This window comes from Micromonospora sp. NBC_00389 (assembly GCF_036059255.1).
GTDB lineage: Bacteria > Actinomycetota > Actinomycetes > Mycobacteriales > Micromonosporaceae > Micromonospora.
The window spans coordinates 3,816,839-3,836,341 of the sequence record NZ_CP107947.1 but is presented as its reverse complement, the minus strand read 5'-3'; the positions used below and the strand labels follow the sequence as shown (position 1 = coordinate 3,836,341).

23 protein-coding genes and 1 pseudogene are annotated in these 19,503 nt (G+C 72.6%); 13 read left to right on the top strand and 11 right to left on the bottom strand.

The window, feature by feature from the left end; all coding sequences use genetic code 11:
* Positions 1–54 precede the first annotated feature (54 nt).
* On the bottom strand, positions 55–456 hold the full coding sequence (locus OG470_RS18185; protein WP_328425853.1) for a ChaB family protein: 402 nt from the start codon (positions 454–456) through the stop codon (positions 55–57).
* A 167-nt stretch (positions 457–623) separates the two neighbouring features.
* Between OG470_RS18185 and OG470_RS18180 the strand changes: the two genes are divergently transcribed.
* The 4 genes from OG470_RS18180 to OG470_RS18165 all read left to right on the top strand — a co-directional run bounded on the left by OG470_RS18180 (position 624) and on the right by OG470_RS18165 (position 3,011).
* Entirely contained in the window at positions 624–1,604 is a 981-nt protein-coding gene (locus OG470_RS18180; RefSeq protein WP_328425851.1) for a YihY/virulence factor BrkB family protein, read from the top strand.
* A 101-nt stretch (positions 1,605–1,705) separates the two neighbouring features.
* Entirely contained in the window at positions 1,706–2,122 is a 417-nt protein-coding gene (locus tag OG470_RS18175) for a DUF2795 domain-containing protein (RefSeq protein WP_328425849.1), read from the top strand.
* A gap of 52 nt (positions 2,123–2,174) precedes the next feature.
* Positions 2,175–2,636 carry an SRPBCC family protein gene (locus OG470_RS18170; protein WP_328425847.1) on the top strand — a complete coding sequence of 154 codons (462 nt, stop codon included), beginning with the start codon at positions 2,175–2,177 and terminating at the stop codon, positions 2,634–2,636.
* 117 nt (positions 2,637–2,753) lie between these two features.
* Positions 2,754–3,011 (top strand): hypothetical protein, encoded by a 258-nt coding sequence (locus tag OG470_RS18165; protein ID WP_328425845.1) that lies wholly within the window; start codon positions 2,754–2,756, stop codon positions 3,009–3,011.
* Here OG470_RS18165 and OG470_RS18160 read toward each other — a convergent pair.
* Entirely contained in the window at positions 2,969–4,357 is a 1,389-nt protein-coding gene (locus OG470_RS18160) for an MFS transporter (RefSeq protein ID WP_328425843.1), read from the bottom strand. The two genes, OG470_RS18165 and OG470_RS18160, sit on opposite strands and share 43 nt — an antisense overlap.
* A gap of 158 nt (positions 4,358–4,515) precedes the next feature.
* Here OG470_RS18160 and OG470_RS18155 point away from each other — a divergent pair, with 158 nt between their 5' ends.
* On the top strand, positions 4,516–4,725 hold the full coding sequence (locus OG470_RS18155; protein WP_328425841.1) for a hypothetical protein: 210 nt from the start codon (positions 4,516–4,518) through the stop codon (positions 4,723–4,725).
* Between the two features lie 3 nt (positions 4,726–4,728).
* On the opposite strand, the gene OG470_RS18150 is transcribed toward OG470_RS18155, so the two are convergent.
* Positions 4,729–5,178, bottom strand: a complete 450-nt coding sequence (locus tag OG470_RS18150) for a hypothetical protein (RefSeq protein WP_328425839.1) — start codon at positions 5,176–5,178, stop codon at positions 4,729–4,731.
* 162 nt (positions 5,179–5,340) lie between these two features.
* Between OG470_RS18150 and OG470_RS18145 the strand changes: the two genes are divergently transcribed.
* Positions 5,341–5,694, top strand: a complete 354-nt coding sequence (locus OG470_RS18145; protein ID WP_328425837.1) for a DUF6401 family natural product biosynthesis protein — start codon at positions 5,341–5,343, stop codon at positions 5,692–5,694.
* A gap of 62 nt (positions 5,695–5,756) precedes the next feature.
* Here OG470_RS18145 and OG470_RS18140 read toward each other — a convergent pair whose 3' ends face one another.
* Positions 5,757–6,620 carry a mechanosensitive ion channel family protein gene (locus tag OG470_RS18140; RefSeq protein ID WP_328425836.1) on the bottom strand — a complete coding sequence of 288 codons (864 nt, stop codon included), beginning with the start codon at positions 6,618–6,620 and terminating at the stop codon, positions 5,757–5,759.
* 195 nt (positions 6,621–6,815) lie between these two features.
* Here OG470_RS18140 and OG470_RS18135 point away from each other — a divergent pair, with 195 nt between their 5' ends.
* From OG470_RS18135 to OG470_RS18125, 3 genes are all read left to right on the top strand, one after another.
* Positions 6,816–8,954: an ATP-binding SpoIIE family protein phosphatase gene (locus tag OG470_RS18135; RefSeq protein ID WP_328425835.1), complete on the top strand. Its 2,139-nt coding sequence runs from the start codon at positions 6,816–6,818 to the stop codon at positions 8,952–8,954.
* A 65-nt stretch (positions 8,955–9,019) separates the two neighbouring features.
* Complete coding sequence (locus OG470_RS18130; RefSeq protein WP_328425833.1) at positions 9,020–9,697, top strand: HAD family hydrolase; 678 nt, start codon at positions 9,020–9,022, stop codon at positions 9,695–9,697.
* 106 nt (positions 9,698–9,803) lie between these two features.
* Positions 9,804–11,096: a cation:proton antiporter domain-containing protein gene (locus tag OG470_RS18125; RefSeq protein WP_328425831.1), complete on the top strand. Its 1,293-nt coding sequence runs from the start codon at positions 9,804–9,806 to the stop codon at positions 11,094–11,096.
* A gap of 29 nt (positions 11,097–11,125) precedes the next feature.
* Here OG470_RS18125 and OG470_RS18120 read toward each other — a convergent pair whose 3' ends face one another.
* The 3 genes and pseudogenes from OG470_RS18120 to OG470_RS18110 form a co-directional block, all read right to left on the bottom strand.
* Complete coding sequence (locus OG470_RS18120; protein WP_328426441.1) at positions 11,126–12,064, bottom strand: NAD(P)/FAD-dependent oxidoreductase; 939 nt, start codon at positions 12,062–12,064, stop codon at positions 11,126–11,128.
* An 86-nt stretch (positions 12,065–12,150) separates the two neighbouring features.
* Positions 12,151–12,651: a metallophosphoesterase family protein gene (locus OG470_RS18115; RefSeq protein ID WP_328425829.1), complete on the bottom strand. Its 501-nt coding sequence runs from the start codon at positions 12,649–12,651 to the stop codon at positions 12,151–12,153.
* Between the two features lie 55 nt (positions 12,652–12,706).
* A pseudogene (locus tag OG470_RS18110) lies at positions 12,707–14,535 on the bottom strand (glycoside hydrolase family 15 protein).
* Positions 14,536–14,646: 111 nt separating this feature from the next.
* Between OG470_RS18110 and OG470_RS18105 the strand changes: the two are divergent.
* Entirely contained in the window at positions 14,647–15,231 is a 585-nt protein-coding gene (locus tag OG470_RS18105) for a general stress protein (protein ID WP_328425827.1), read from the top strand.
* A gap of 44 nt (positions 15,232–15,275) precedes the next feature.
* On the opposite strand, the gene OG470_RS18100 is transcribed toward OG470_RS18105, so the two are convergent.
* The gene (locus OG470_RS18100; RefSeq protein ID WP_328425825.1) at positions 15,276–15,863 is read right to left on the bottom strand and encodes a DUF1684 domain-containing protein; all 588 of its coding nucleotides are present in this window, start codon (positions 15,861–15,863) and stop codon (positions 15,276–15,278) included.
* A 27-nt stretch (positions 15,864–15,890) separates the two neighbouring features.
* Positions 15,891–16,487, bottom strand: coding sequence for a TetR/AcrR family transcriptional regulator (locus tag OG470_RS18095; RefSeq protein ID WP_328425823.1), 597 nt, complete (start codon positions 16,485–16,487; stop codon positions 15,891–15,893).
* Between the two features lie 60 nt (positions 16,488–16,547).
* Between OG470_RS18095 and OG470_RS18090 the strand changes: the two genes are divergently transcribed.
* Entirely contained in the window at positions 16,548–17,033 is a 486-nt protein-coding gene (locus OG470_RS18090; protein WP_328425821.1) for an FBP domain-containing protein, read from the top strand.
* Between the two features lie 19 nt (positions 17,034–17,052).
* Here OG470_RS18090 and OG470_RS18085 read toward each other — a convergent pair whose 3' ends face one another.
* Positions 17,053–17,586, bottom strand: coding sequence for a GNAT family N-acetyltransferase (locus tag OG470_RS18085; RefSeq protein WP_328425819.1), 534 nt, complete (start codon positions 17,584–17,586; stop codon positions 17,053–17,055).
* 158 nt (positions 17,587–17,744) lie between these two features.
* Between OG470_RS18085 and OG470_RS18080 the strand changes: the two genes are divergently transcribed.
* Complete coding sequence (locus OG470_RS18080; RefSeq protein ID WP_328425817.1) at positions 17,745–18,227, top strand: MarR family winged helix-turn-helix transcriptional regulator; 483 nt, start codon at positions 17,745–17,747, stop codon at positions 18,225–18,227.
* Positions 18,228–18,236: 9 nt separating this feature from the next.
* Positions 18,237–19,223 (top strand): pirin family protein, encoded by a 987-nt coding sequence (locus tag OG470_RS18075; RefSeq protein ID WP_328425815.1) that lies wholly within the window; start codon positions 18,237–18,239, stop codon positions 19,221–19,223.
* Positions 19,224–19,284: 61 nt separating this feature from the next.
* Here the strand turns inward: OG470_RS18075 and OG470_RS18070 are convergent, their stop codons facing one another.
* Positions 19,285–19,413, bottom strand: coding sequence for a hypothetical protein (locus OG470_RS18070; RefSeq protein WP_255421212.1), 129 nt, complete (start codon positions 19,411–19,413; stop codon positions 19,285–19,287).
* Positions 19,414–19,503 lie beyond the last annotated feature (90 nt).

Genomic DNA, 19,503 nt, shown 5'->3' with positions numbered 1-19,503 from the left:
CCCGTACCGCCTCGCTGTGCCGCCGTCGCGGGCCCGCTGCCGGCGTCGCGGCGGTCAGTCGCCGCGCGCCTTGCGGGTGGCCCGGTCGTTGGCCTTCTCGATCGCCGTGACCAGCTCCGGCTTCGTCATGCTGGACCGGCCGGGTACGTCCAGCTTGCGGGCCACCGACATCAGGTGGTCCTTGCTGGCGTTGGCGTCCACCCCACCCGCGGTGGGTGCCCGCCGTTCCGGCCCACCGCCGGCGGCCTGCCGGTCGCTCGGGCCCTTGCGGCCCTTTGGCTCCCAGTGGTCGCCGACCTTCTCGAACTCGTGTTTCACCGCGGCGAAGGCGGTGCGGTGCGACCGCTCCCCCTCGCCGTAGGTCTCCACCGCCGAGTCGTGCGTCTTCTCCCAGGTGCGCTGCGCCTTATCCGGGGAGCGTCGCAGCGTGCTGGGCAAGTCCTCGCGCCCGGGCATCTCGTCCTCCTCCGTGTCGACAGGGTCACTGTGACCGTTCCCCGGTGACCGGGCGGCAAACCCTGCGCGGCGGGCACCGCGTTTGTCGATTTCCCGGTGTGGGTACCGGCCGGGCCAGGCCCGACCGGATGACCGGTCATCCGACGGCCGGGGCAAAGGGAGCGGGCATGACGACCACGGAGCCCGGTACGGCACTCGGCGGCGCACAGGGCACGCCACTGCCCCGACGGATGCGGCAGCTCAACTGGCGGACCTGGAGTGGGGTGCTGGTCCGCAGCGTTCGCAACTTCGTCACCGACAACTGCTCGGACTGGGCCGCCGCGCTGACCTACTACGGGGTGCTGGCGCTCTTTCCGTCCACCATCATGGTGGTCGCGCTGGTCGGCCTGGTCTCCAACGGCGAGCAGACCGTGGACACGGTGGTCGAGTTGGCCACCCAGATGGGCGCCGGGTCGGTGGTGGCCGACGACAGCATGGTCGAGGTCATCCGGGCGGTGGTGGTCCAGGAGAGCTCGGCGAAGGCGCTGCTCAGCTTCGGTCTGCTCGGCGCGCTCTGGTCGGCGTCGGGCTTCATCGGCGCGTTCACCCGGGCCTCCAACGCCGTCTACGGGGTGCAGGAGGGGCGGCCGGTGTGGAAGCTGCGCCCGTTGCAGATCGGCCTGGCCGCCGTCTCGCTGGTGCTGCTGGCTGTCGTCGCCCTCGGTCTGATCGTCAGCGGTCCGGTGACCGACGCGGTCGGCGACCTGATCAACGCGGGCGGGCTGGCCCGCACGGTGTGGAGCGTGGCCAAGTGGCCGGTGCTCGCCCTGATCATGATGGTGTTGCTGTCACTGCTGTTCTGGATCGCGCCGAACGTTCAGCAGCCCCGGTTCCGCTGGCTCACGCCGGGTGGCGCCGTGGCTCTGGTCGCCTGGGCGGTGGCCTCCTTCGGCTTCGGCCTGTACGTGGCCAACTTCGGCTCGTACGACGCCACCTACGGCAGCCTCGGGGCGATCATCGCGTTCCTGGTCTGGCTCTACCTGTCCAACTCGGCGCTGATGCTGGGGGTGCAGATCAACGCCGAGGTGCAGCGTGGCCGGCAGTTGCAGGCCGGCGACCCCGACCCGGAGGAGCCGGTGCTCCCTCCCCGCCAGCCGGCGGACTCCTGACCACCGGTTCGGGGCCGGGTGTCCGTTCCTGGGCCGGTCCGAGGGCCGGTTCGTGACCCGGTGCCGGTTTACCTGGCGGGGTGCCGGGTAGCGCAGAAGGCATGGAGCGTGGCAACAGCAAGCACGGACCGAGGATCGACGATCAGATGAGCCAGGAGGTCAGCGGCCTCGTACAGGGTCCGGGGACCGGTGGCTCTCGCGTCGACGAGTCGCGGGTGCCGGAGCCGGCCGGCGAGGACCAGCCGGAGACGACCACCGCCCCGGCCGGTGATCTGCGCACCGGCGCGCCCAACGGCATGAGCTCGCAGGACGTCGAGCAGCGCAGTCGGCTCGGACGGTTCATCACGATGAGCGCCCTGCCCGGCGACCGCGCGGCGCTGGTCGCCAACGCGCGGGACAACGATGCGCCGGACGACATCGTGGCGGCGCTGGAACGGCTGCCCGAGGGCACCCGGTACCAGACGATCTCCGAGGTGTGGGCCGCGCTCGGCAACAAGAACGAGACAACCCGCTGGTGACCGGATCGTCCCCCGATCCGGACGACAACCGGCGACCGAAGGAGGTTTCCTGATGAGTGGCGTGACCGAACATGTCGATGTTTCCGTACCCGTGCGCACCGCGTACGACCAGTGGACGCAGTTCGAGGAGTTCCCCGAGTTCATGGAGGGCGTCCGGGAGGTCCGGCAGCTCTCCGAGACGATGACCCACTGGACGGTGGACATCGCCGGGGTGAAGCGCGAGTTCGACGCCGAGATCACCGAGCAACTCCCCGACGAGCGCGTCGCCTGGCGCTCCACCGGCGGCACCCAGCAGGCCGGCGTGGTGACCTTCCACCGGCTGGACCAGGACAAGACCCGGATCACCCTCCAGCTCGAGTTCGAGCCGCACGGGGTGATCGAGCAGGCCGGTGACAAGTTCGGCATCGTGGACCGGCGTGCCAAGGGTGACCTGGAGCGGTTCAAGACCTTCATCGAGCGGCGCGGTCAGGAGACCGGCGCCTGGCGCGGCACGGTGGACCGGCCGCAGCCCTGATCCTGAGCACCGATCCGCGATGGCCGCCGGAGTCCCCGGCGGCCATCGCCGTGTCTCGGCCCGCCACGGCGGGGCGGCGACCGTTTGCGATCACCGCGCCCGGGTACCGCTGTAGGCATGACCGACGACAACAGGGTGTGGCGGGACGAGGAACGACTTCCGCTGGAGGAGTTGGAACGCGCCGTGTCGGGCTCCAGCCTCGACGGGCAGGCCGACGACGTGACCGGCAACGACGCCGGCGAGGAGGCCGCGTTCGGGCATGGACCGGCGGCGGCGGACCGCGGCGGGCAGGCCGAGGGCGCCGGCCGGGAGCCCACCGACCCGGAGCGCGCCTACCGCCCGTCGACCACCGGCCGTACCGGACCGGACGTCTGACCGTCCCCGCCGACCTGACCGGTCCGGAACTGAACGGGCGTCCCCGCCTGAGCGGTCCCGGACCGAACGGGCGTCCCGGGCTGATCCGACCCGGGCTCGACGGGCGCGGGCCCATCGGGTCCGGGCTGTTCCGGGCCGCGCCGGCCGGCGGACCGGTGGGCGCCCAGCTCGTACAGCGCGATCAGCGCCAGCGCGAGCACCAACAGGGCCGAGCCGAGCACCTGCACAGACGTGTTGCCGATCAGCATGCCGAGCCCGGCCGGCACCAGCGCGCCACCGACACCGGCGGCGCCGATCTGGAGCCCGATAGCCCGGTCCGCATGCGCCGCGCCGACCCGGTCGCCGGTGGTCAGGGTGAGCAGCGGGAACACCGGCGCGGCGGCGAATCCGACCACGACCAGACCGAGCACGGCCAGCGCGGCCGGCCCGGGTACGGCGATCAGCGCCGCGCCGACGGCCATCCCGGCCAGGCTGGCGCGCAGCACCAACGTGGCCCCCAGCCGCTCGGCCACCACGCCCTGCACCACCCGACCGACGAAGAGGCTGCCCCAGTACGCGGAGACACAGCCGCCGGCCACCACGGCGCTCAGCCCGCGTCCGTCGGTCAGCAACAGGAACGCCCACAACCCGGCGGCCACCTCGATGGCCACGTACAGCGCGAAGGCCAGCGCCCCCGACCAGACCGCCGGCAGCCGCAGAGTCGCCAGGATCGGGACCCGGACCGCCGGCGGGGCGGACGAAGCCGATGACGTCCCGACCGACTCGGCGGGGCCCGGGATGCCGCGCCGCCAGGCCCGCACGGTGAGCGCGAACGCGGTGGCGAGGGCGATCTGGGCCGCGGCCACGATGCCGTACCCCCACCGCCAGGACAGCCCCGCGCTCAACGCCCCGGTCATGATCAGCGGGCCGATCGCCACGCCCAGGCCGAAGAAAGCGTGCATCCAGTTCATGTGTCGCGGGCCGAAGGCCCCGGCGGCGTACGCGTTGAGCCCGGAATCGATCGCGCCAGAACCCAGCCCGAGCACCAGCGCGCAGCCCGCCAGCACGGCCAGCCCGGGGCTCAGGGCGTACCCGGTCAGCGCCAGGCTGGCCAGCAGGGTGCTGCCGGCGAGCAACGCGCCCACGCCGACACGGGCCAGCGTGAACCCGGCCAGCACGCTGGAGGTGAGGTAGCCGACGGTGCCCGCGGTGAGCAACAGCCCGACCGCCTCGGTCGGTACGCCGAAGTCGGCCCGGATCGAGGGCCAGCCGACGCCGAGCAGCCCGTCGGGCAGGCCGAGACTGACGAAGGCGAGGTAGGCCAGCAGGAGCAACGAGGCGCGGGGTGGCGCGGGCGCGGTGGACACGGGACCCCATCCTGCCGCAGCCGCACCCTAGCGCCACCTCCGGCCGATCGCTCGTCGCGAGAAGAAGTGATGTCCGGACGGTCGAGAAAACGGACAGCTCATCCAGAATCGGCCGATCGGAGGACGGCAATCCGGCCGATGCGCGTAAGAATTTCGGGATGCATCAGGGCTCCGGAATCCTCTCCCCGCGTCAGCGCCGGCTCGCCTGGCTCGGCTTCATGCTCGCCGCGCTACAGGCGCCCGTGTCCGCCTGGCTCGTCGCCGACGAGTCGTGGCTGTTCAGCCTCTGCGTCGCGCTCATGGTGGCCACCGTGATCATCGCCGACGACGCCGCGCGGCGGCGCCCGGCCGACGCGACCGGCGACTAGGTCCTAGCCCTCGGTGCCCGGTCGGGCCTCATGCCCCGGCCGGCCCGGGCTGCGGCGGCGCTCCTTCATCTCCGCCTCGTAGAGGTGCCGCCGCCCGCCCACCAGCTCGTCACGCGCCTGCTGGTCCAACTCCTGGAACAGCGCGTGGTAGCCGTCGTCGAAGTCCTCGACGATCTGGAACGTCCACCGGCCGGCGATGACGTTGCGGCCCAGCAGCTCGGCGTCGATCCGGTCGGCGATCTGCGGGTGCCCGGCGGCGCGGAACTGCTCCACCGCGTCGTCGAGCATCAGGTCGGCGTGCCCGATCAGCTGGTGCAGTGAGTAGAGGTGCCCACGGGCCTGCTCCACGCACTCCAGCGCCTCGCTGAGCTTGCCGAGCGCGGCGACGGTCTCGTCGCTCACCCCGGCCGGCCGGCGGTGCTGCTCGTCCGGCCCGTCCGCCTGCTGTCCCATCCGTACCTCCGTGCCCTGTTCCGTCGTGTGCGGGTGGTTCTCCTGCTGCCCCGTCTGTGCCGGATCAACCCCCGCGGCCAGCCCGAATCGGCCAGTGGCGTACCCGACACCCGCCGAGCGGCCGAGGTCGACCCGGTGACCGGTCGGTTAGCCTCGGTCACCATGCGTGTGCCGTTCACCCGGGTCGCCGCCCGTTCCGCCGTCGACTCGGCGCGGTCCAGCCTGGCCGCCCTCACCGTCTCCGTGGGCACCGTCGGGCTCGCCGCCGCCGCCGCGCGGCCCGGGCTGCTGGCCCTGGTCGACCAGCACGCGGCCGCCGTGCGGGACAGCCTCGACGGGGACCGCCGCCCGCTGACCGCCGCGGCCCTCGCCGGCTACGCCGAGGGGGTCCGCACGGCCGCACTGGAGCACGGGTGGACGCTGCCGAGCGGCCCGGTGGACTGGAGTGAGCCGGAGTGGCTGCTCACCCGGCTGCTCGCGGTCTGCGCGCTGGCCCGCTCGCTCGACCGGGCCTGACACGCGGAGAGGGCGCCCGCGCGACATGCGGACGCCCTCCCCACCGCGGCCGTGCCATGCCGCTACGGACGGTACTGCTGGGTCTCGTCGGCCGCACCGGACTGGTACGTGCCGCGCCCACCGGCCATCGTCGACTGCTCGTCGACCCGCGGCATGGCCTGGGTGCGGTCGCCCCCACGGTCGGCCATCTGCCGCTCCACGTCGCCGCGCCCGGCCGTCGTGGCCTGACGCTGCTGCTGCACCGCCCGGGCCTCCTCGGCAGCGCGGTCCAGCCAGCCGTCCCAGCGCCTCTGCATGGGCTTCACCAGACCACCACCGACACCGACGATCAGGATGCCGGCCACCGTGGCGAGCACCGCGATCAGCACCGGCGTGGTCACCGTGGTGGCGATACCCACCTGGTTCAGCGCGGCGATCACGCCGAGCGCGATGATGAAGATCGCCGTCAGATCGGCCAGGACCTTGCCGTACGAGAGCCCGCCCAGCGCCCCGGTGACCAGATCGCGGACGGCGCTCGCGATCGCAGCCGCCACCACCACCACGATGATCGCCACGAAAGCGCGCGGCAGCCAGGCCACCACGCCGGCGATCAGGTCACTGATCGCGTTGGGTCCCCAGACCCCGAACGCGAACTGCAGCGTGAACAGCAGTACCGCGTAGTACGCCAGTCTGGCCAGAATGTCACTGGCGTCGTACTTCGTCCTCTCCAACGCTCGTTTGATGCCGCCGCGTTCGACCGCCCGGTCGAAGTTCACCCGTTCCAGGGCCGCGTCCACGATTTTCAGGACCGCTCTGGCGATGAGCCAGCCGATCACGAGGATCACGATGAAGGCGACGGCCTTCGGAATGAAGAGCAGCACCGACCTCCAGGTGTCGGCGATGGCGTCACCGATGTCGGCCTGCCCGACCGCGAGGGTTTTCAGCATGATGTCCCTCCTGTCGCATGGACTCCGCCGGGCGCATACCCGGCCACCGGTGCGGCAGTCCGCCCAGCTCGCCGCGTTTTTTCCGACGTCGCCGGACAGCGACCCTGAACTGCCCGAACAGACACCGCGACGGGCACGCCACGACCCACGGCCATGATCGGATGCGGTCGCCGGACGGCCGGCTAGGCTGCGGACATGCCAGGAACGGTCGGGCGAGTCCCCACGCCAGCAACTCCGGCCCCGGGCGCATCCACCGGGCACAGCGCTGCTGCCGCCGTACTCGCCCACGACTGGGCTGGCACCTCGCTCGGCCCGTCCGAGCGGTGGGACCCGGCGATCCGGGCCGTGGTCGAGCTGGTCCTCGCCTCGCCGATGCCGATGGCGCTGGCGTACGGCGACGACCTCGTCCTGCTCTACAACGACGGCTACGCCGAGCTGCTGGGCAGCAAGCACCCGACCGCCCTCGGCCGCCCGTCCGCCGAGGTGCACGCCGAGATCTGGGCGCTGCCCGGTGTCGGTGAGGTGATCGAGCGCGCCTACCGGCAGGGCGTGCCGTTCCTGGAGAAGGAGTCCACGCTCCCCATGGGCCGGGGCCGCTCCGGCGTGACCGAGCAGGCGGTCTTCACCCGGAGCTACTCACCGGTGCACGACAGCACCGGGCAGATCGTCGGGATGCTGACGGTCGCCGCCGAGACCACCCACGTCACCGAGCAGTTGCAGAGCCTCAGCGAGGTCGCCGCCGCGCTCGCCGGCACCCTCACCCTCGATGACGTGGCGCGGGTGGCGCTGCGGTACGCGATCACCACGTTCGACGCCGACTCGGTCGCGTTCGCCGTCGACGAGGGCGGCGGCGGTTGGCGGATGGTGCGCCGGGTACGCGGCGAGCTGATGGACGAGGCCGACGAGCGGCTGCCGCCGCTCTGGCGACGTACCCCGGTGGACTGGTCGGCTCCGGTGGTGCAGGCGGCCCGCTCCGGCGCGTCGTCGTTCACCCGCGACGGGCAGCCGCTGCGGGAGACCGCGGTGGACCGCCACGATCAGAAGATCCGCGCGATGGCCGCGCTGCCACTGGGCACCTCGGTGGTCCGCGGCGGGCTGGCGGTCGGCTACGGGGTGCCGCACACCTGGTCGGCCGCCGAGCGGGCACTGCTGGCCGCCTCGGCCGAGCTGATCGGCCAGGCGGCCGAACGGGCCCGCCGGTTCGAGACTCAGCACGGCACCGCACAGCTGCTGCAACGCAGCATGCTGCCGGAGCACCTGCCGGCCCTTCCCCGGCTGCGGATCGCGGCCCGCTACGACCCGGGGGTGGACGGCAACGCGGCCGGCGGGGACTTCTACGACGCTTTCCTGCTGCCCACCGGTGGGCTCGGCGTCGTGCTGGGCGACGTGGCCGGGCACGACGTCCAGGCCGCGGCGCGGATGGGTCAGGTTCGTGCGGCGCTGCGCGCGCTGGCCCTGGCCGACCCGGCCCCGGACGCGGTGCTGACCGGGCTGGACCGGCTGGTGACCAGCCTGGGCGCGGAGGCCGGCACGCACGAACTGTTCGTCACCGTGGTGTTCGGGGTGGTCGACGCGGAGCGGCAGGAACTGACCCTGGCCAGCGCCGGCCACCCCGCGCCGCTGATCCGCCGCTGCGACCCGGACGGCCGCTCCCACGCCGAGTATGTGGACGTGCCGACCGGTCCCCCTCTGGGGCTGGGTGGCCGGCCAGCCACCACCACCGTCGCGTTCCGCCCCGGCGACACCCTGCTGCTGTTCAGTGACGGGGTGGTGGAGCGCCGCCGGCAGAGCCTCACCGCCGGCCTGGACGCCCTCGTTGACGCGATCGCCAAGGCCGGCAGCGGCGACCCTCGCGCGCTCTGCGCGGTGGCCACCGCCGCGGTGCCAGGCGGAACCGAGGACGACGTGGCGGTGTTGGCGGTCGAGCACGCGCTCAAACCGAGCCGGTCGACGAGCATCGAGGTGCCGGCGGAACCGACCGCGCCCAGCCGGGTCCGGCACTGGATGACCGGCCAGCTCGCCGAGTGGCGGGTACCCGAGTCGGTGATCGGCGCGGCGGTGCTGTGCACCAGCGAGTTGACCACCAACGCGCTGCTGCACGCCGGCACCGCCGCCCGGGTGGCGGTCGACCTCAGTCCTGAGCGGCTGCTGGTCTCGGTCGCCGATTCCGGCACCCGGGGCACCGTGACCCGGACCCGGACCGACACGTTGAGCAGTCGCGGGCGCGGGCTCGGCCTGATCGAGGAGCTCAGCGACGCCTGGGGCACCGACCCGACGGTCCGCGGCTCCACGGTCTGGTTCGAGATCCTCGTCCCGCCGGCCGAGGGCCTCTGAAACCGGCTGGGCGCTCCTGGGGCCTGGACGGATCAGCCGGGCACTGAGCGGGTAGGAGGACGCCCATGCGCACCGACCGACCCGCCGGGGTCCTCTTCGACGTCGATGGCACCCTGGTCGATACCACCTACCTGCACACCGTGAGCTGGTGGGAGGCGCTCCGCCAGACCGACCAGCCGGTGCCGATGGCGACGGTGCATCGCTCGATCGGGATGGGCTCGGACAAGCTCCTGGACCACCTGCTCGGCCCGGAGCGGGACCGCGACGCCGACGGGAAGCTGCGCGACGCGCACGACACCCTGTACGCCGAGTACTGGGAGCGGCTCACGCCGCTGCCCGGGTCGGCGGACCTGCTGCGCGCATGCGCCGAGCGGGGGCTGCGGGTGGTGCTCGCCACCTCCGCCTCGGAACACGAGGTCGGCGCGCTGCGCCGGGCGTTGGCCGCCGACGATGTGATCGACACGGTCACCTCGTCGGCGGACGCCCAGCAGAGCAAGCCGGCCCCGGACATCCTGGTCGCCGCGCTGGACCAGTCCGGGCTGGCCGCCGAGCGGGTGGTCTTCGTCGGCGACTCGGTCTGGGACGTCGCGGCGGCCGGCAAGCTGGACATCCCGTGCGTCGGGCTCACCTGCGGCGGGACCAGCCGGGGTGAGCTGGCCGGTGCCGGCGCGGTGGCGGTGTATGACGACCCGGCCGCGCTGTTGGCCACACTGGACGATTCGCCCGTCATCCGGCCGCGCTGAGGCTCACACCGGTTCCGGTCGCTGAGAAGGCTTACACGTACGGCCTCCGGGGCATGGTGTGTCACCACCTGCCCGCAACTCGTGGGCGCGGTCGGAGGGTGGCACGGTGGAGCCGGTAGACATTGCTTTCGCGCTGGTGGGCGTGGGCGCCCTGCTCGCAGGCATCCTGCCCCGGGTGCTGGAGCAACGCCCGCTGTCCATGCCGATCGCGTTCCTCGCCCTCGGCATGCTGGTCTTCGTCCTGCCGGTGGGGCTGCCGACACCGGATCCGCTGGCCCATCCGGTGCTGACCACCCACCTGACCGAGATCGGGGTGATCGTCGCCCTGATGGGCGCCGGGCTCAAGATCGACCGGCCGTTGAGCTGGGCCCGGTGGTCGTCCACCTGGCGGTTGCTGGTCATCGCGATGCCGTTGTGCATCGCGGCGGTGGCGCTGCTCGGCTGGTGGTGGGCGGGGCTGGTGCCGGCCGCCGCGCTGCTGCTGGGCGCCGCGCTGGCACCCACCGATCCGGTGCTCGCCGCCGACGTGCAGGTCGGCGAACCGACCGACGTGGAGGATTCCGAGGACGAGGTCCGCTTCGCGTTGACCTCCGAGGCCGGCCTCAACGACGGGTTGGCGTTCCCCTTCGTCTACGCGGCCATCGCGATCGCCTCAACCAGCCTCGCCCCAGGCGACTGGCTGGCCGACTGGTTGACCGTCGACGTGCTCTGGAAGGTGGGCGTCGGGGTCGGTGGCGGGCTGCTCATCGGCTGGCTGCTCGGCAAGCTGTTCTTCCGGGCGCCCAGCCAGCTGCGGCTGGCCCGGCACGCCGAGGGCTTCCTGGCGCTGGCCGCCACGTTCCTGGCGTACGGGCTGGTGGAGGTGGTCGGCGGGTACGGCTTCCTGGCGGTCTTCGTGGCCGCCCGCGCGATCCGGGCCGCCGAGCGGACCCACGAGTTCCACTCCGTGCTGCACGACTTCGCCGAGCAGATCGAGCGGCTGCTCACCCTGGTGCTCCTGCTGCTGCTCGGTGGCGCGATCGTGGGCGGCCTGCTCGGCCCGCTGACCTGGCCGGCGGCGGCCGTCGGGCTGGCGCTGGTGTTCCTGGTACGGCCACTGGTCGGCTGGTTGTCGCTGCGGGGCGCGCCGGGCCGACCGGCCGAGCACTGGGTGATCTCGTTGTTCGGCATCCGCGGGGTGGGGTCGTTCTACTACCTCGCGTACGCCACCACGAAGGCCGACTTCCCGCAGGCGGAGCTGCTCTGGGCCACCGTCGGGCTGGTGGTGCTCGTGTCCGTGGTGGTGCACGGCATCGCGGCGACCCCGGTCATGCAGTTGCTGGACCGCGAGGGCGAGCGGACCTCCGACCCGAGCGAACGGGACACGTCCACCCAGCCCGTCGCCGCCGGGCACGCCTGAACGCCAACCCCAGCGGTCAGGACCTGCGGTCAGGCGAGGCGAACTGCCAGGGCGCGACCGAGGTCCCGGCCGGAGCGCCAGGCGCTCTGCACCCGGGGCTTGCCGAACGCGTCGCCAGCCAGGCCGATTCCGTCGGCGTCCAGGTGGTGGGTGTTGCCGTCGGAACCGGCGGTCGGCTGCGCGTACGTCCAGCGGTGCACGTGCACGTCGGCGGCCGCCTCGGGTAGTCCCAACAGGTCCCGGACCGCCTGCTCGATCGCCGGACCGGCCGAGGTGGGCTGGGCCAGGTGTCCGGCGGCGAACTCCGGCACGGTGTGCGCGACCAGCACCGGCCCCCCGTCGCCCCGCCGGTCGCCGTCGTCGCAGACCAGCTTGAGCACCGGGTGGTCGTTGACGAACGCGCCGCGGAAGTCCGGCCAGCGCCGGCTCGGGAAGCGCAGCACCGCGGCCAGCGACGGCGACCACCGCTGCGCCTGGACGGCCCGGGTGGCGTCGGCCAGATCCGGGTCAAGCAGCAGGGCCGCCTGCGGGCCCGGCATGGCCAGGGCGACCGCCGCGCACGGGTGGCCGTCCACGACAGGCCCGGGCTCCACGGTGAGCACCAACCGGTCGACGGTCACCGGCACCGCGCCGGCCAGGTGTTCGACCAGCGACCGCAGCCCGCGCGGCGCGGCGAAGCGCATCGGTCCGGGCATGTCGTGGCGCCCGTCCCGGTCGTACGCCTGGAAGGTGTCGGTCCACTCGCGGACCAGGCCGGCAGCACGCCACCGCTCGACCACGGCGGCGAAGTCCGGGTCGTCGGCGGTGAAGTAGGCGGCGCCGATGTCGGCGGGACGACCCTCGAAGCGTTTGCTGGCCATCCGGCCGCCGCAGACGTGCCCCCGCTCCCGGACCTGCACCGGCACTCCGGCCGCGGCCAACTCCACCGCGCAGGCCACCCCGGCGATGCCCGCCCCGACCACCACCACGCCCGACCGGTCCACGCTCATCCGGTGATCGTAGGTGCCGCCGGGGGCGGCCGGCGGGCATGAACCGGCGGTGGAGGGGTCGCGGGTCAGCGGCGGGGGAGGCTGTGCAGGGTGACCTTGGTCAGGCCGGTGGCGTGGATTTCCGCGGTTTGAAAGGTGGCATGGGGCTGGGAGCGGCGGTCGGTGGGTGAGCCGGGGTTGAGCAGGCGGAGACGACCGGGGGCCACGGTGTCCCAGGGGATGTGCGAGTGACCGAAGACGAGCAGATCGACGTCGGGGAATCGGGCCGCGCACCGCTGCTCGCGACCGGTCCGCGGGCCGGTCTCGTGCACCACGGCCATCCGCAGGCCATCGAGGTCCGCCCGCACCACCTCCGGCAGCCGGGCGCGCAACGCCGGGCCGTCGTTGTTGCCGTACACGCCGATCAGCCGGCGCGAGCGCGCGAGCATCTCGTCGAGCAGCGACTCGTCCACCCAGTCACCGGCGTGCACCACCACGTCCGCCGCCTCGATCGCCGCCCAGAGCGGCCCGGGCAGGTCCCGGGCGCGCTTCGGTAGGTGGGTGTCCGCCGTGAGCACCAGCCGCATCCGAGCATTCTCCCCCGAGCCTCGGCCGTCCACCCGAGGGCCTTGATCTCCGGTCTCAGTGCTTCGTCGGGGTGAAGTGCGGCGGAGCCATGCCGCGATGGCGCAGCGCCGGGTCCCGCTCGACGTCGGTGAGCTGACCCGCGGCGTTGATCAGGCCGATGTGCGAGAACGCCTGGGGGAAGTTGCCCAACTGCTCCCCGGTCAGCGGGTCGATCTGCTCGGCGAACAGGCCGAGGTCGTTGACCCGACCGGCCAACGTGCCGAACAACTCGTGCGCCCGGTCCCGCTCGCCGCCCAGCGCCAGACAACCCACCAGCCAGAACGAGCAGATGACGAAGCCCGCCGGGTCGCCGTCCCAGCGCCGCAGCAGGCCGTCGTGGGACAGCCGCCGCTCCACCGCGCGGACCGTCGAACGCATCCGCGAGTCGTCGGCCGGCAGGAACCCCACCAGCGGCATCACCAGCACCGAGGCGTCCAGGTCGTCGGAATCGAAACTTCCGGTGTACGCCCCGAGCCGGTCGTTCCACCCCCGCTCCAGCACCGTCGCGCGCACCTCGTCGCGGGCGGCCGCCCAGCGTGCCACGTCCTGCGCCCGCCGAGCCGTTCGCCGAAGCGGACCGCCCGGTCCAGCGCGACCCAGCACTGCACCTTCGAGGAGACGTGGTGGTGTTCGATCCCGCGCTCCTCCCACATGCCCGCGTCCGGCCGTCGCCAGTCCAGCACGGCCTGGTCGGCGAGCACCCGCAGCACGTGCTGCACCTCCGGTTCCATCGGTTCCAACTTGTCGCGCATCAGCCAGGCGGCGTCCAGCGCCTCGCCGAAGATGTCGGTCTGCCGCTGCCGCCACGCGTCGTTGCCGATCAGCACCGGCGGGCTGTGGCGGTAACCGGCGAGCTGGTCCAGGCGGTGCTCGGTGAGGTCCCGCTCCCCCTGCACCCCGTACATGATCGGCACCGGCTCCTCGCCGATCCGGCCCATCGCCCGACTCACCCAGGAGAACTGCCGCTGCACCTCGTCGAAGCAGGCTGACCGCCACAGCGCCCGCAGGGTGAGGCTGAAGTCGCGCACCCAGACGTAGCGGTAGTCGTAGTTCCGGGTTCCGCCCAGCTTCTCCGGCAGCGAGGTGGTCGCCGCGGCCACCACCGCCCCGCTCGGCCGGTACGTCATGCCCTGCACCACCAGCGCGCTGCGCCGCACCTGCTCGGAGTAACACCCCTGGTAGGGGTGCTCTCGGGTCCAGGACCGCCACCCGGCGACGGTGTCGGCGATCGTCCGATCGGCGTCCGGCACCTCCGGCGGCGGGGCGTCGTAGGTCGGGGCGTACCCGAGGGTGAAGTTGTGCACCGAGCCGGCGCGGGCGGTGAACGTCGTGGTGGCCTCGCCCTCGCCACAGTCGAGCCGCATGGTGCCGCGCAGGGTGAGCCGGGCGGCCCCGGCCGTGGCCTCCAGCGTGCCGTCCCGCTCGATGAGGAACGCGGTGGTCCGCCCGTACTCGAAGCGGGGCCGGTAGTGCATCCGCATCGGGACCTCGCCGGAGAGGCTCTGCACGCTGCGGACCAGCACCTGCGGCGAGCGCAGCCCGATGTCGTGACCCCGGGCGCCGGGCTCGAAGGCGAGCGCGTCGGTCAGCGCCACCTCCCCCTGCCCGGTACGGAAGACGGTCCGCAGCACCAGGGTGTCGTCGAGGTAGCAGCGGTCGACGGTGTAGTCGCCCTCCGGTCGGATCGACCAGTGCCCGGCGCCGTCGTCGAGCAGCCGCCCGAACACCGACGGCGCGTCGAACCGGCCCGGGCACCACCAGTTCACCGATCCGGAGCGGTCCACCAGCGCCGCGCTGCGGCCGTCGGCGAGGAAGCCATGGTCGCTGATCTGTCCGCTCTGCACCTGGCTACCTACCCGGGGCGTCCGGGCGCATTCCTGCCAGGTGCGACGGCGTAGCTGGCGTTATCGGGCTGCGCAGGCGGGAACCCGGAGGGTTGACGAGGGAGGATGCTCATGACGTCAGCTTCAGGGCCGGCCGCCGCCTGGCGGTCCGCCAACCAGGGCGACCTGCTTCCGTCCGGTCCGGCAGGCCGTCTGTCGGCGCCGGCCCGTGACGGGCACGGGCCGGAGACCGGCCCGCCCACGGTGACTATCGGCTCATACCCGGACTATCCGTCCGCCCAGCGCGTGGTCGACTATCTCGCCGACAACCGCTTCCCAGTAGAGAACACTGCCATCGTCGGCACCAACCTCACGCTGGTGGAGACGGTGCTCGGCCGGATGACCACCGGACGCGCCGCCCTGCTCGGGGCCGGCACCGGCGCCTGGTTCGGGCTCTTCATCGGCCTGTTGTTCGGCATCTTCACCGTCGGAAACTGGCTGGCGGTGATTCTCGTCGGGCTGGTCATCGGCGCGATCTGGGGTGCCGTGTTCGGCGCGGTCGCGCACGCGATGACCGGCGGGCAGCGGGACTTCACCTCGGCCAGCTCGCTACGCGCCGGCCAGTACGCGGTGACCGTCGACGCGCAGCTCGCCGACCAGGCACGGCAGTTGCTGGGCCGGCTGAACATGCCAAGCTCGGCCACGAACGCCGGCTGAGCCACCGGTCGACCGGCCGTCCCGGCGGCACGCCGGGACGGCCGTCAGCCGTGGTACGCCAGCTCGCCGGCCCGCAGGGGCACGTCGACCCGGTTCTCAGGCGGGGCGAGCGGGCAGGCCCAGCGCTCGTCGTACGCGCAGCTCGGGTTGTAGAGGTAGTTGGCGTCGAGCCGCACCCGGTCGCCGGGCAGCAGCTCGACGCCCCGGCCGAAGGTGCCCTTCACCGTGTCGGTGAGGTACCTGCCACCGCCGTAGGTCTCCTGCCCGCAGGTGCCGTCGCGCAGCGGCACGAACAGCCCTCCCCCGTACGCCTCGATCCACCACAGGGTCAGCGGCCCCCAGGGCGTCTCGGCCACCGCCACCCGCCGGTACGCGACGACCCCGTCCGGGCCGCCGGTGTCCACCCGCAGCTCACCGCTGGCCGGCCGCAGCGGCGCCTCCACCACGGCTTCGGGGTTGGCCGGGAAGTAGCGCACCCCGGTGAAGCCGGGCCGCTCCGCGGGCGGGATCGGGCTCTGCGGGTGGGTGGCGAAGAGGTTGTCGCGGCCGGCGCGGAAGCCGGTCAGATCGACGTCGGACAGGTACAGCCGGGCTACCCGCTCCCGCCAGTCGGCCAGCTCCAGATCATCCACACGTCGAGCCTAGGCGGTTGCCGTCTGTCACCGAGCGGTCTCTGGATCGGCGCTCTGGGCGGGCGGCCAGTTGCTGAGGACGGCGTCGAGGGCGTCCAGGGTGCGGGACCACGAGTCGTCCGTCGTACGCGCCGTGTGGCGGAAACCGCCGGTCCTCTCCAGGCTCACGAAGCCGTGGAACGTGCTGTGCATCATCCGTACCGCGTCGGTCTGGTCGGGCTCGGGCAGCCGGTAGCCGCGCAGGATCGCCCGCGTCATCTCTGCGTGCCGGACGCCGGCGCTCGCGGCCGCCGTCTCCGGGTCGAGGTCGATCTGCATCGCGGCGTACCGACCCGGATGCTGCTTCGCGTAGCCCCGGTAGGCGTTGGCGAAGGCCACCAGCGCGTCCTTGCCCGCGCGACCGGCCAGCGCGGCGCCGACCCGGTCGGCAAGCTCCGCGAGCGCCAGCAGCGCCACCCTGACCCTCAGGTCCTGTCCGTTCCTGATGTGGAAGTACAGGCTCGCGTCCTTGACGCCGAAGTGGCGGGCGAGCGCCGCGACGGTCACGTTCTCCATGCCCGCCTCGTCGGCCAACTCCGCCGCGGCCAGGGTCAGGCGTTCGGCGGTCACCCCCGCACGTGCCATGCAGCACACCCCAAACCTAGTCGACTTAATCGTTTGCCTAGGATGGCTAGGCTACTACCTATGCTAGCGATAACCGAGCCCGCCATCCGCTCGTCTTTCGTCAACTGCACCCAGGGCGAGACGAAGCGGCTGGCCGTACCGAACGATCTCGCCCTGCGCCCCTGGCACGATCTTGACTTCCTCGGGTGGCGGGATCCCGCCGCGGCCCAGCGGGCCTACCTGGTCGCCGAGTCCGACAGCGGGCTGGTCGGGGTGGCGTTACGGGTGGCCGCGCAGACCACCCGTGTCCGGCGCAGTATGTGCTCGCTGTGCCTGACCACCCACACCGGCGACGGCGTCTCGCTGATGACGGCCCGCAAGGCCGGGCGGGACGGGCGCCAGGGCAACTCCGTGGGCGTCTACATCTGCTCCGACCTGGCCTGCTCGCTCTACCTGCGCGGGAAGAAGGCCGGCGGGCGACGCCTGCACGAGACCATCACCCTGGACGAGAAGATCGAGCGAACGACGACCACCCTCGCCGCCTTCCTGCGCAAGGTGGTCGAGTGACGACCGGCCCGCGAGTCGCTCAGCGGTCGGTGGCCAGCCGGGCGTGCAGGTGCTCGTCGTGGCGGCGGCCATCGCCGTACCGGTACGACTCGCGCAGGGTCCCCTCGGCGGGATAGCCGGCCCGGTCGGCGACCCGGCAGGAGGCCGCGTTGGCCACCGCGTGGCACAGCTCCACCCGGTGCAGTCCGACCTCGGTGAATGCCCAGTCGGTGAGCCGGACGACGGCGCGTACCGCCACCCCGCGCCCGCGCGCCGCCGGCACCGTCCAGTACCCGATGGACGCGTCGCCGTGGTGGATGTGGTGCAGCGACACCGAGCCCAGCAGCACGCCATCGGCCCCGGCGGTCACCGCCATCGAGGCGTGGTCGCCGGCGGACCAGTCGGCCCGGCGGCGCACCCAGAGCAGGGCGCTCTCGTCGTCGATCGGTCCGCCACCCTGCGGGTTCCACTGGGCGATGGCCGGGTCGCGTAGGGCGTCGCGCACCGCCGGGGCGTCCGTCTCCCGCCAGGGACGCAGCAACAGGTCGGCGGCGGTGAGCTGCACGTGTTCCACGACGCCGGAGTCTGGCACATCGCGGCGCGGCTCCGCCGCGGGATTCCCGCCGGCTTCCTTCAAACCTGCACGAACCGCTCCGATAGACCGCCAGGACGTGACCCACACGACTATTCAAGGCACTAGTTAAATTTTTAAAGAGTGCTACTGTCATGGACGTGACCGAGAACCTGGACAGTGCCCGATCGGCCGCCTGGCGCGCCTACATCGAGGCCAGCCAGCGCCTCTACACCCAGCTGGAAGAGGACCTGCGCGCCGACAGCGACCTCAGCTTCGCCGACTACCACGTGCTGGTCCTGCTCTCCGAGGTGCCGGGGCAGCGGCTGCGGATGGGCGAGCTGGCTGGCCGACTGGTCTTCTCGCCCAGCCGACTGACGTACCAGATCTCCTCGATGCAACGCCGCGGCCTGGTCAGCAAGGAGTCCTGCCCGGACGACCGACGGGGCAGCGAGGCGGTGCTCACCGCCGCCGGGCTGCTCGCCCTGCGGGAAGCCGCACCCCACCATCTGGCGTCGGTGCGTACCCACCTGATGGACGACCTCGACGACGCCGAGGTCGCCTGCCTCACCCGGGTCTTCGACCGGCTCGGCGCCCGCCTACGGGCGGCCCGGGCGACCTCGACCACCCACGCCACGAACTAGGAGCCTTCGATGCCCGCGATCACCGTTGACAACGTTCTCGTCCTGCCGCGCCTGCCCCAGCTCGACGAGTCCACCAAGATCCGCCCGGTCCGCAAGGTGACCACCGCGCCCAGCGGCTTCGAGGGTGAGGGCTTCCCGGTCCGCCGGGCCTTCGCCGGGGTGCCGACCAGCGACCTGGACCCGTTCATCCACCTCGACCAGATGGGTGAGGTGGACTACGCGCCGGGCGAGCCCAAGGGCACCCCGTGGCACCCGCACCGCGGCTTCGAGACCGTCACGTACATCATCGACGGCGTCTTCGACCACCAGGACTCGCAGGGTGGCGGCGGCACCATCACCGACGGGGACACCCAGTGGATGACGGCCGGCAGCGGCCTGCTGCACATCGAGGCCCCGCCGGAGCACCTGGTGATGAGCGGTGGGCTCTTCCACGGCACCCAGCTCTGGGTCAACCTGCCCCGCTCCGCCAAGATGAACCCGCCCCGCTACCAGGACATCCGGGGGCGGGAGTCGGCGCTGCTCACCACGCCGGACGGCGGCGCGCTGATCCGGGTCATCGCCGGTGAGGTGGCCGGGCACCGCGGCCCGGGTTCCACCTTCACCCCGATCACCATCACCCACGTGACCGTGCAGCCGGGGGCGCAGGTCGACCTGCCCTGGCAGCCGGAGTTCAACGCCCTGGTGTACGTCCTCGGCGGGCGCGGCACCGTCGGCACCGACCGACGGCCGGTGCGTACCGGCCAGCTCGCGGTGCACGGTCCGGGCGACGCGCTGCGCTTCAGCGCGGACACCACGCAGGACAGCAACACCCCGGCGCTGGACCTCTACATCATGGGTGGTCAGCCGATCCGGGAGCCGGTGGCACAGTACGGCCCGTTCGTGATGAACACCCGGGACGAGCTGATCCAGGCGTTCGAGGACTTCCAGGCCGGCCGGCTCGGCGTGATTCCCACCGAGCGGCTGCCGCACACCGGTGGTCAGGGCGCTCGGCCCTGACCACGGTCGACCTCTGAGATCGGCGCCGGCGCCCCGCTTCAACCCGGGGCCCGGCGCCACCTCAGGAGACCGCAAATATCCCAGCGACACCCAGAATCACCATCACCAACACCGCTACCAGCGCCCCCCGTTCGCTCTCCACCGCCGGCTCGCGGTACTCGGTCACGGGGTTCGTCGTCTCGCGGGGCATGGTGTGGCCTCCTCGGTTGTCGCGCGTCGAACATGGCGGCGGTCAGGTCGACTGGTCCGTCGACCTGGCGTGCGGTTGCACGGCCGGGGT

Excerpts from the sequence above, each read along its gene's own strand:
- OG470_RS18075 (WP_328425815.1), top strand. The coding sequence starts at position 18,237 with ATGCCCGCGATCACCGTTGACAACGTTCTCGTCCTGCCGCGCCTGCCC.
- OG470_RS18115 (WP_328425829.1), bottom strand. The coding sequence starts at position 12,651 with ATGCGGCTGGTGCTCACGGCGGACACCCACCTACCGAAGCGCGCCCGG.
- OG470_RS18175 (WP_328425849.1), top strand. The coding sequence starts at position 1,706 with ATGGAGCGTGGCAACAGCAAGCACGGACCGAGGATCGACGATCAGATG.
- OG470_RS18130 (WP_328425833.1), top strand. The coding sequence starts at position 9,020 with ATGCGCACCGACCGACCCGCCGGGGTCCTCTTCGACGTCGATGGCACC.
- OG470_RS18070 (WP_255421212.1), bottom strand. The coding sequence starts at position 19,413 with ATGCCCCGCGAGACGACGAACCCCGTGACCGAGTACCGCGAGCCGGCG.
- OG470_RS18155 (WP_328425841.1), top strand. The coding sequence starts at position 4,516 with ATGCATCAGGGCTCCGGAATCCTCTCCCCGCGTCAGCGCCGGCTCGCC.
- OG470_RS18105 (WP_328425827.1), top strand. The coding sequence starts at position 14,647 with ATGACGTCAGCTTCAGGGCCGGCCGCCGCCTGGCGGTCCGCCAACCAG.
- OG470_RS18165 (WP_328425845.1), top strand. The coding sequence starts at position 2,754 with ATGACCGACGACAACAGGGTGTGGCGGGACGAGGAACGACTTCCGCTG.
- OG470_RS18150 (WP_328425839.1), bottom strand. The coding sequence starts at position 5,178 with ATGGGACAGCAGGCGGACGGGCCGGACGAGCAGCACCGCCGGCCGGCC.
- OG470_RS18145 (WP_328425837.1), top strand. The coding sequence starts at position 5,341 with ATGCGTGTGCCGTTCACCCGGGTCGCCGCCCGTTCCGCCGTCGACTCG.
- OG470_RS18170 (WP_328425847.1), top strand. The coding sequence starts at position 2,175 with ATGAGTGGCGTGACCGAACATGTCGATGTTTCCGTACCCGTGCGCACC.
- OG470_RS18090 (WP_328425821.1), top strand. The coding sequence starts at position 16,548 with ATGCTAGCGATAACCGAGCCCGCCATCCGCTCGTCTTTCGTCAACTGC.
- OG470_RS18135 (WP_328425835.1), top strand. The coding sequence starts at position 6,816 with ATGCCAGGAACGGTCGGGCGAGTCCCCACGCCAGCAACTCCGGCCCCG.
- OG470_RS18185 (WP_328425853.1), bottom strand. The coding sequence starts at position 456 with ATGCCCGGGCGCGAGGACTTGCCCAGCACGCTGCGACGCTCCCCGGAT.
- OG470_RS18180 (WP_328425851.1), top strand. The coding sequence starts at position 624 with ATGACGACCACGGAGCCCGGTACGGCACTCGGCGGCGCACAGGGCACG.
- OG470_RS18095 (WP_328425823.1), bottom strand. The coding sequence starts at position 16,487 with ATGGCACGTGCGGGGGTGACCGCCGAACGCCTGACCCTGGCCGCGGCG.
- OG470_RS18140 (WP_328425836.1), bottom strand. The coding sequence starts at position 6,620 with ATGCTGAAAACCCTCGCGGTCGGGCAGGCCGACATCGGTGACGCCATC.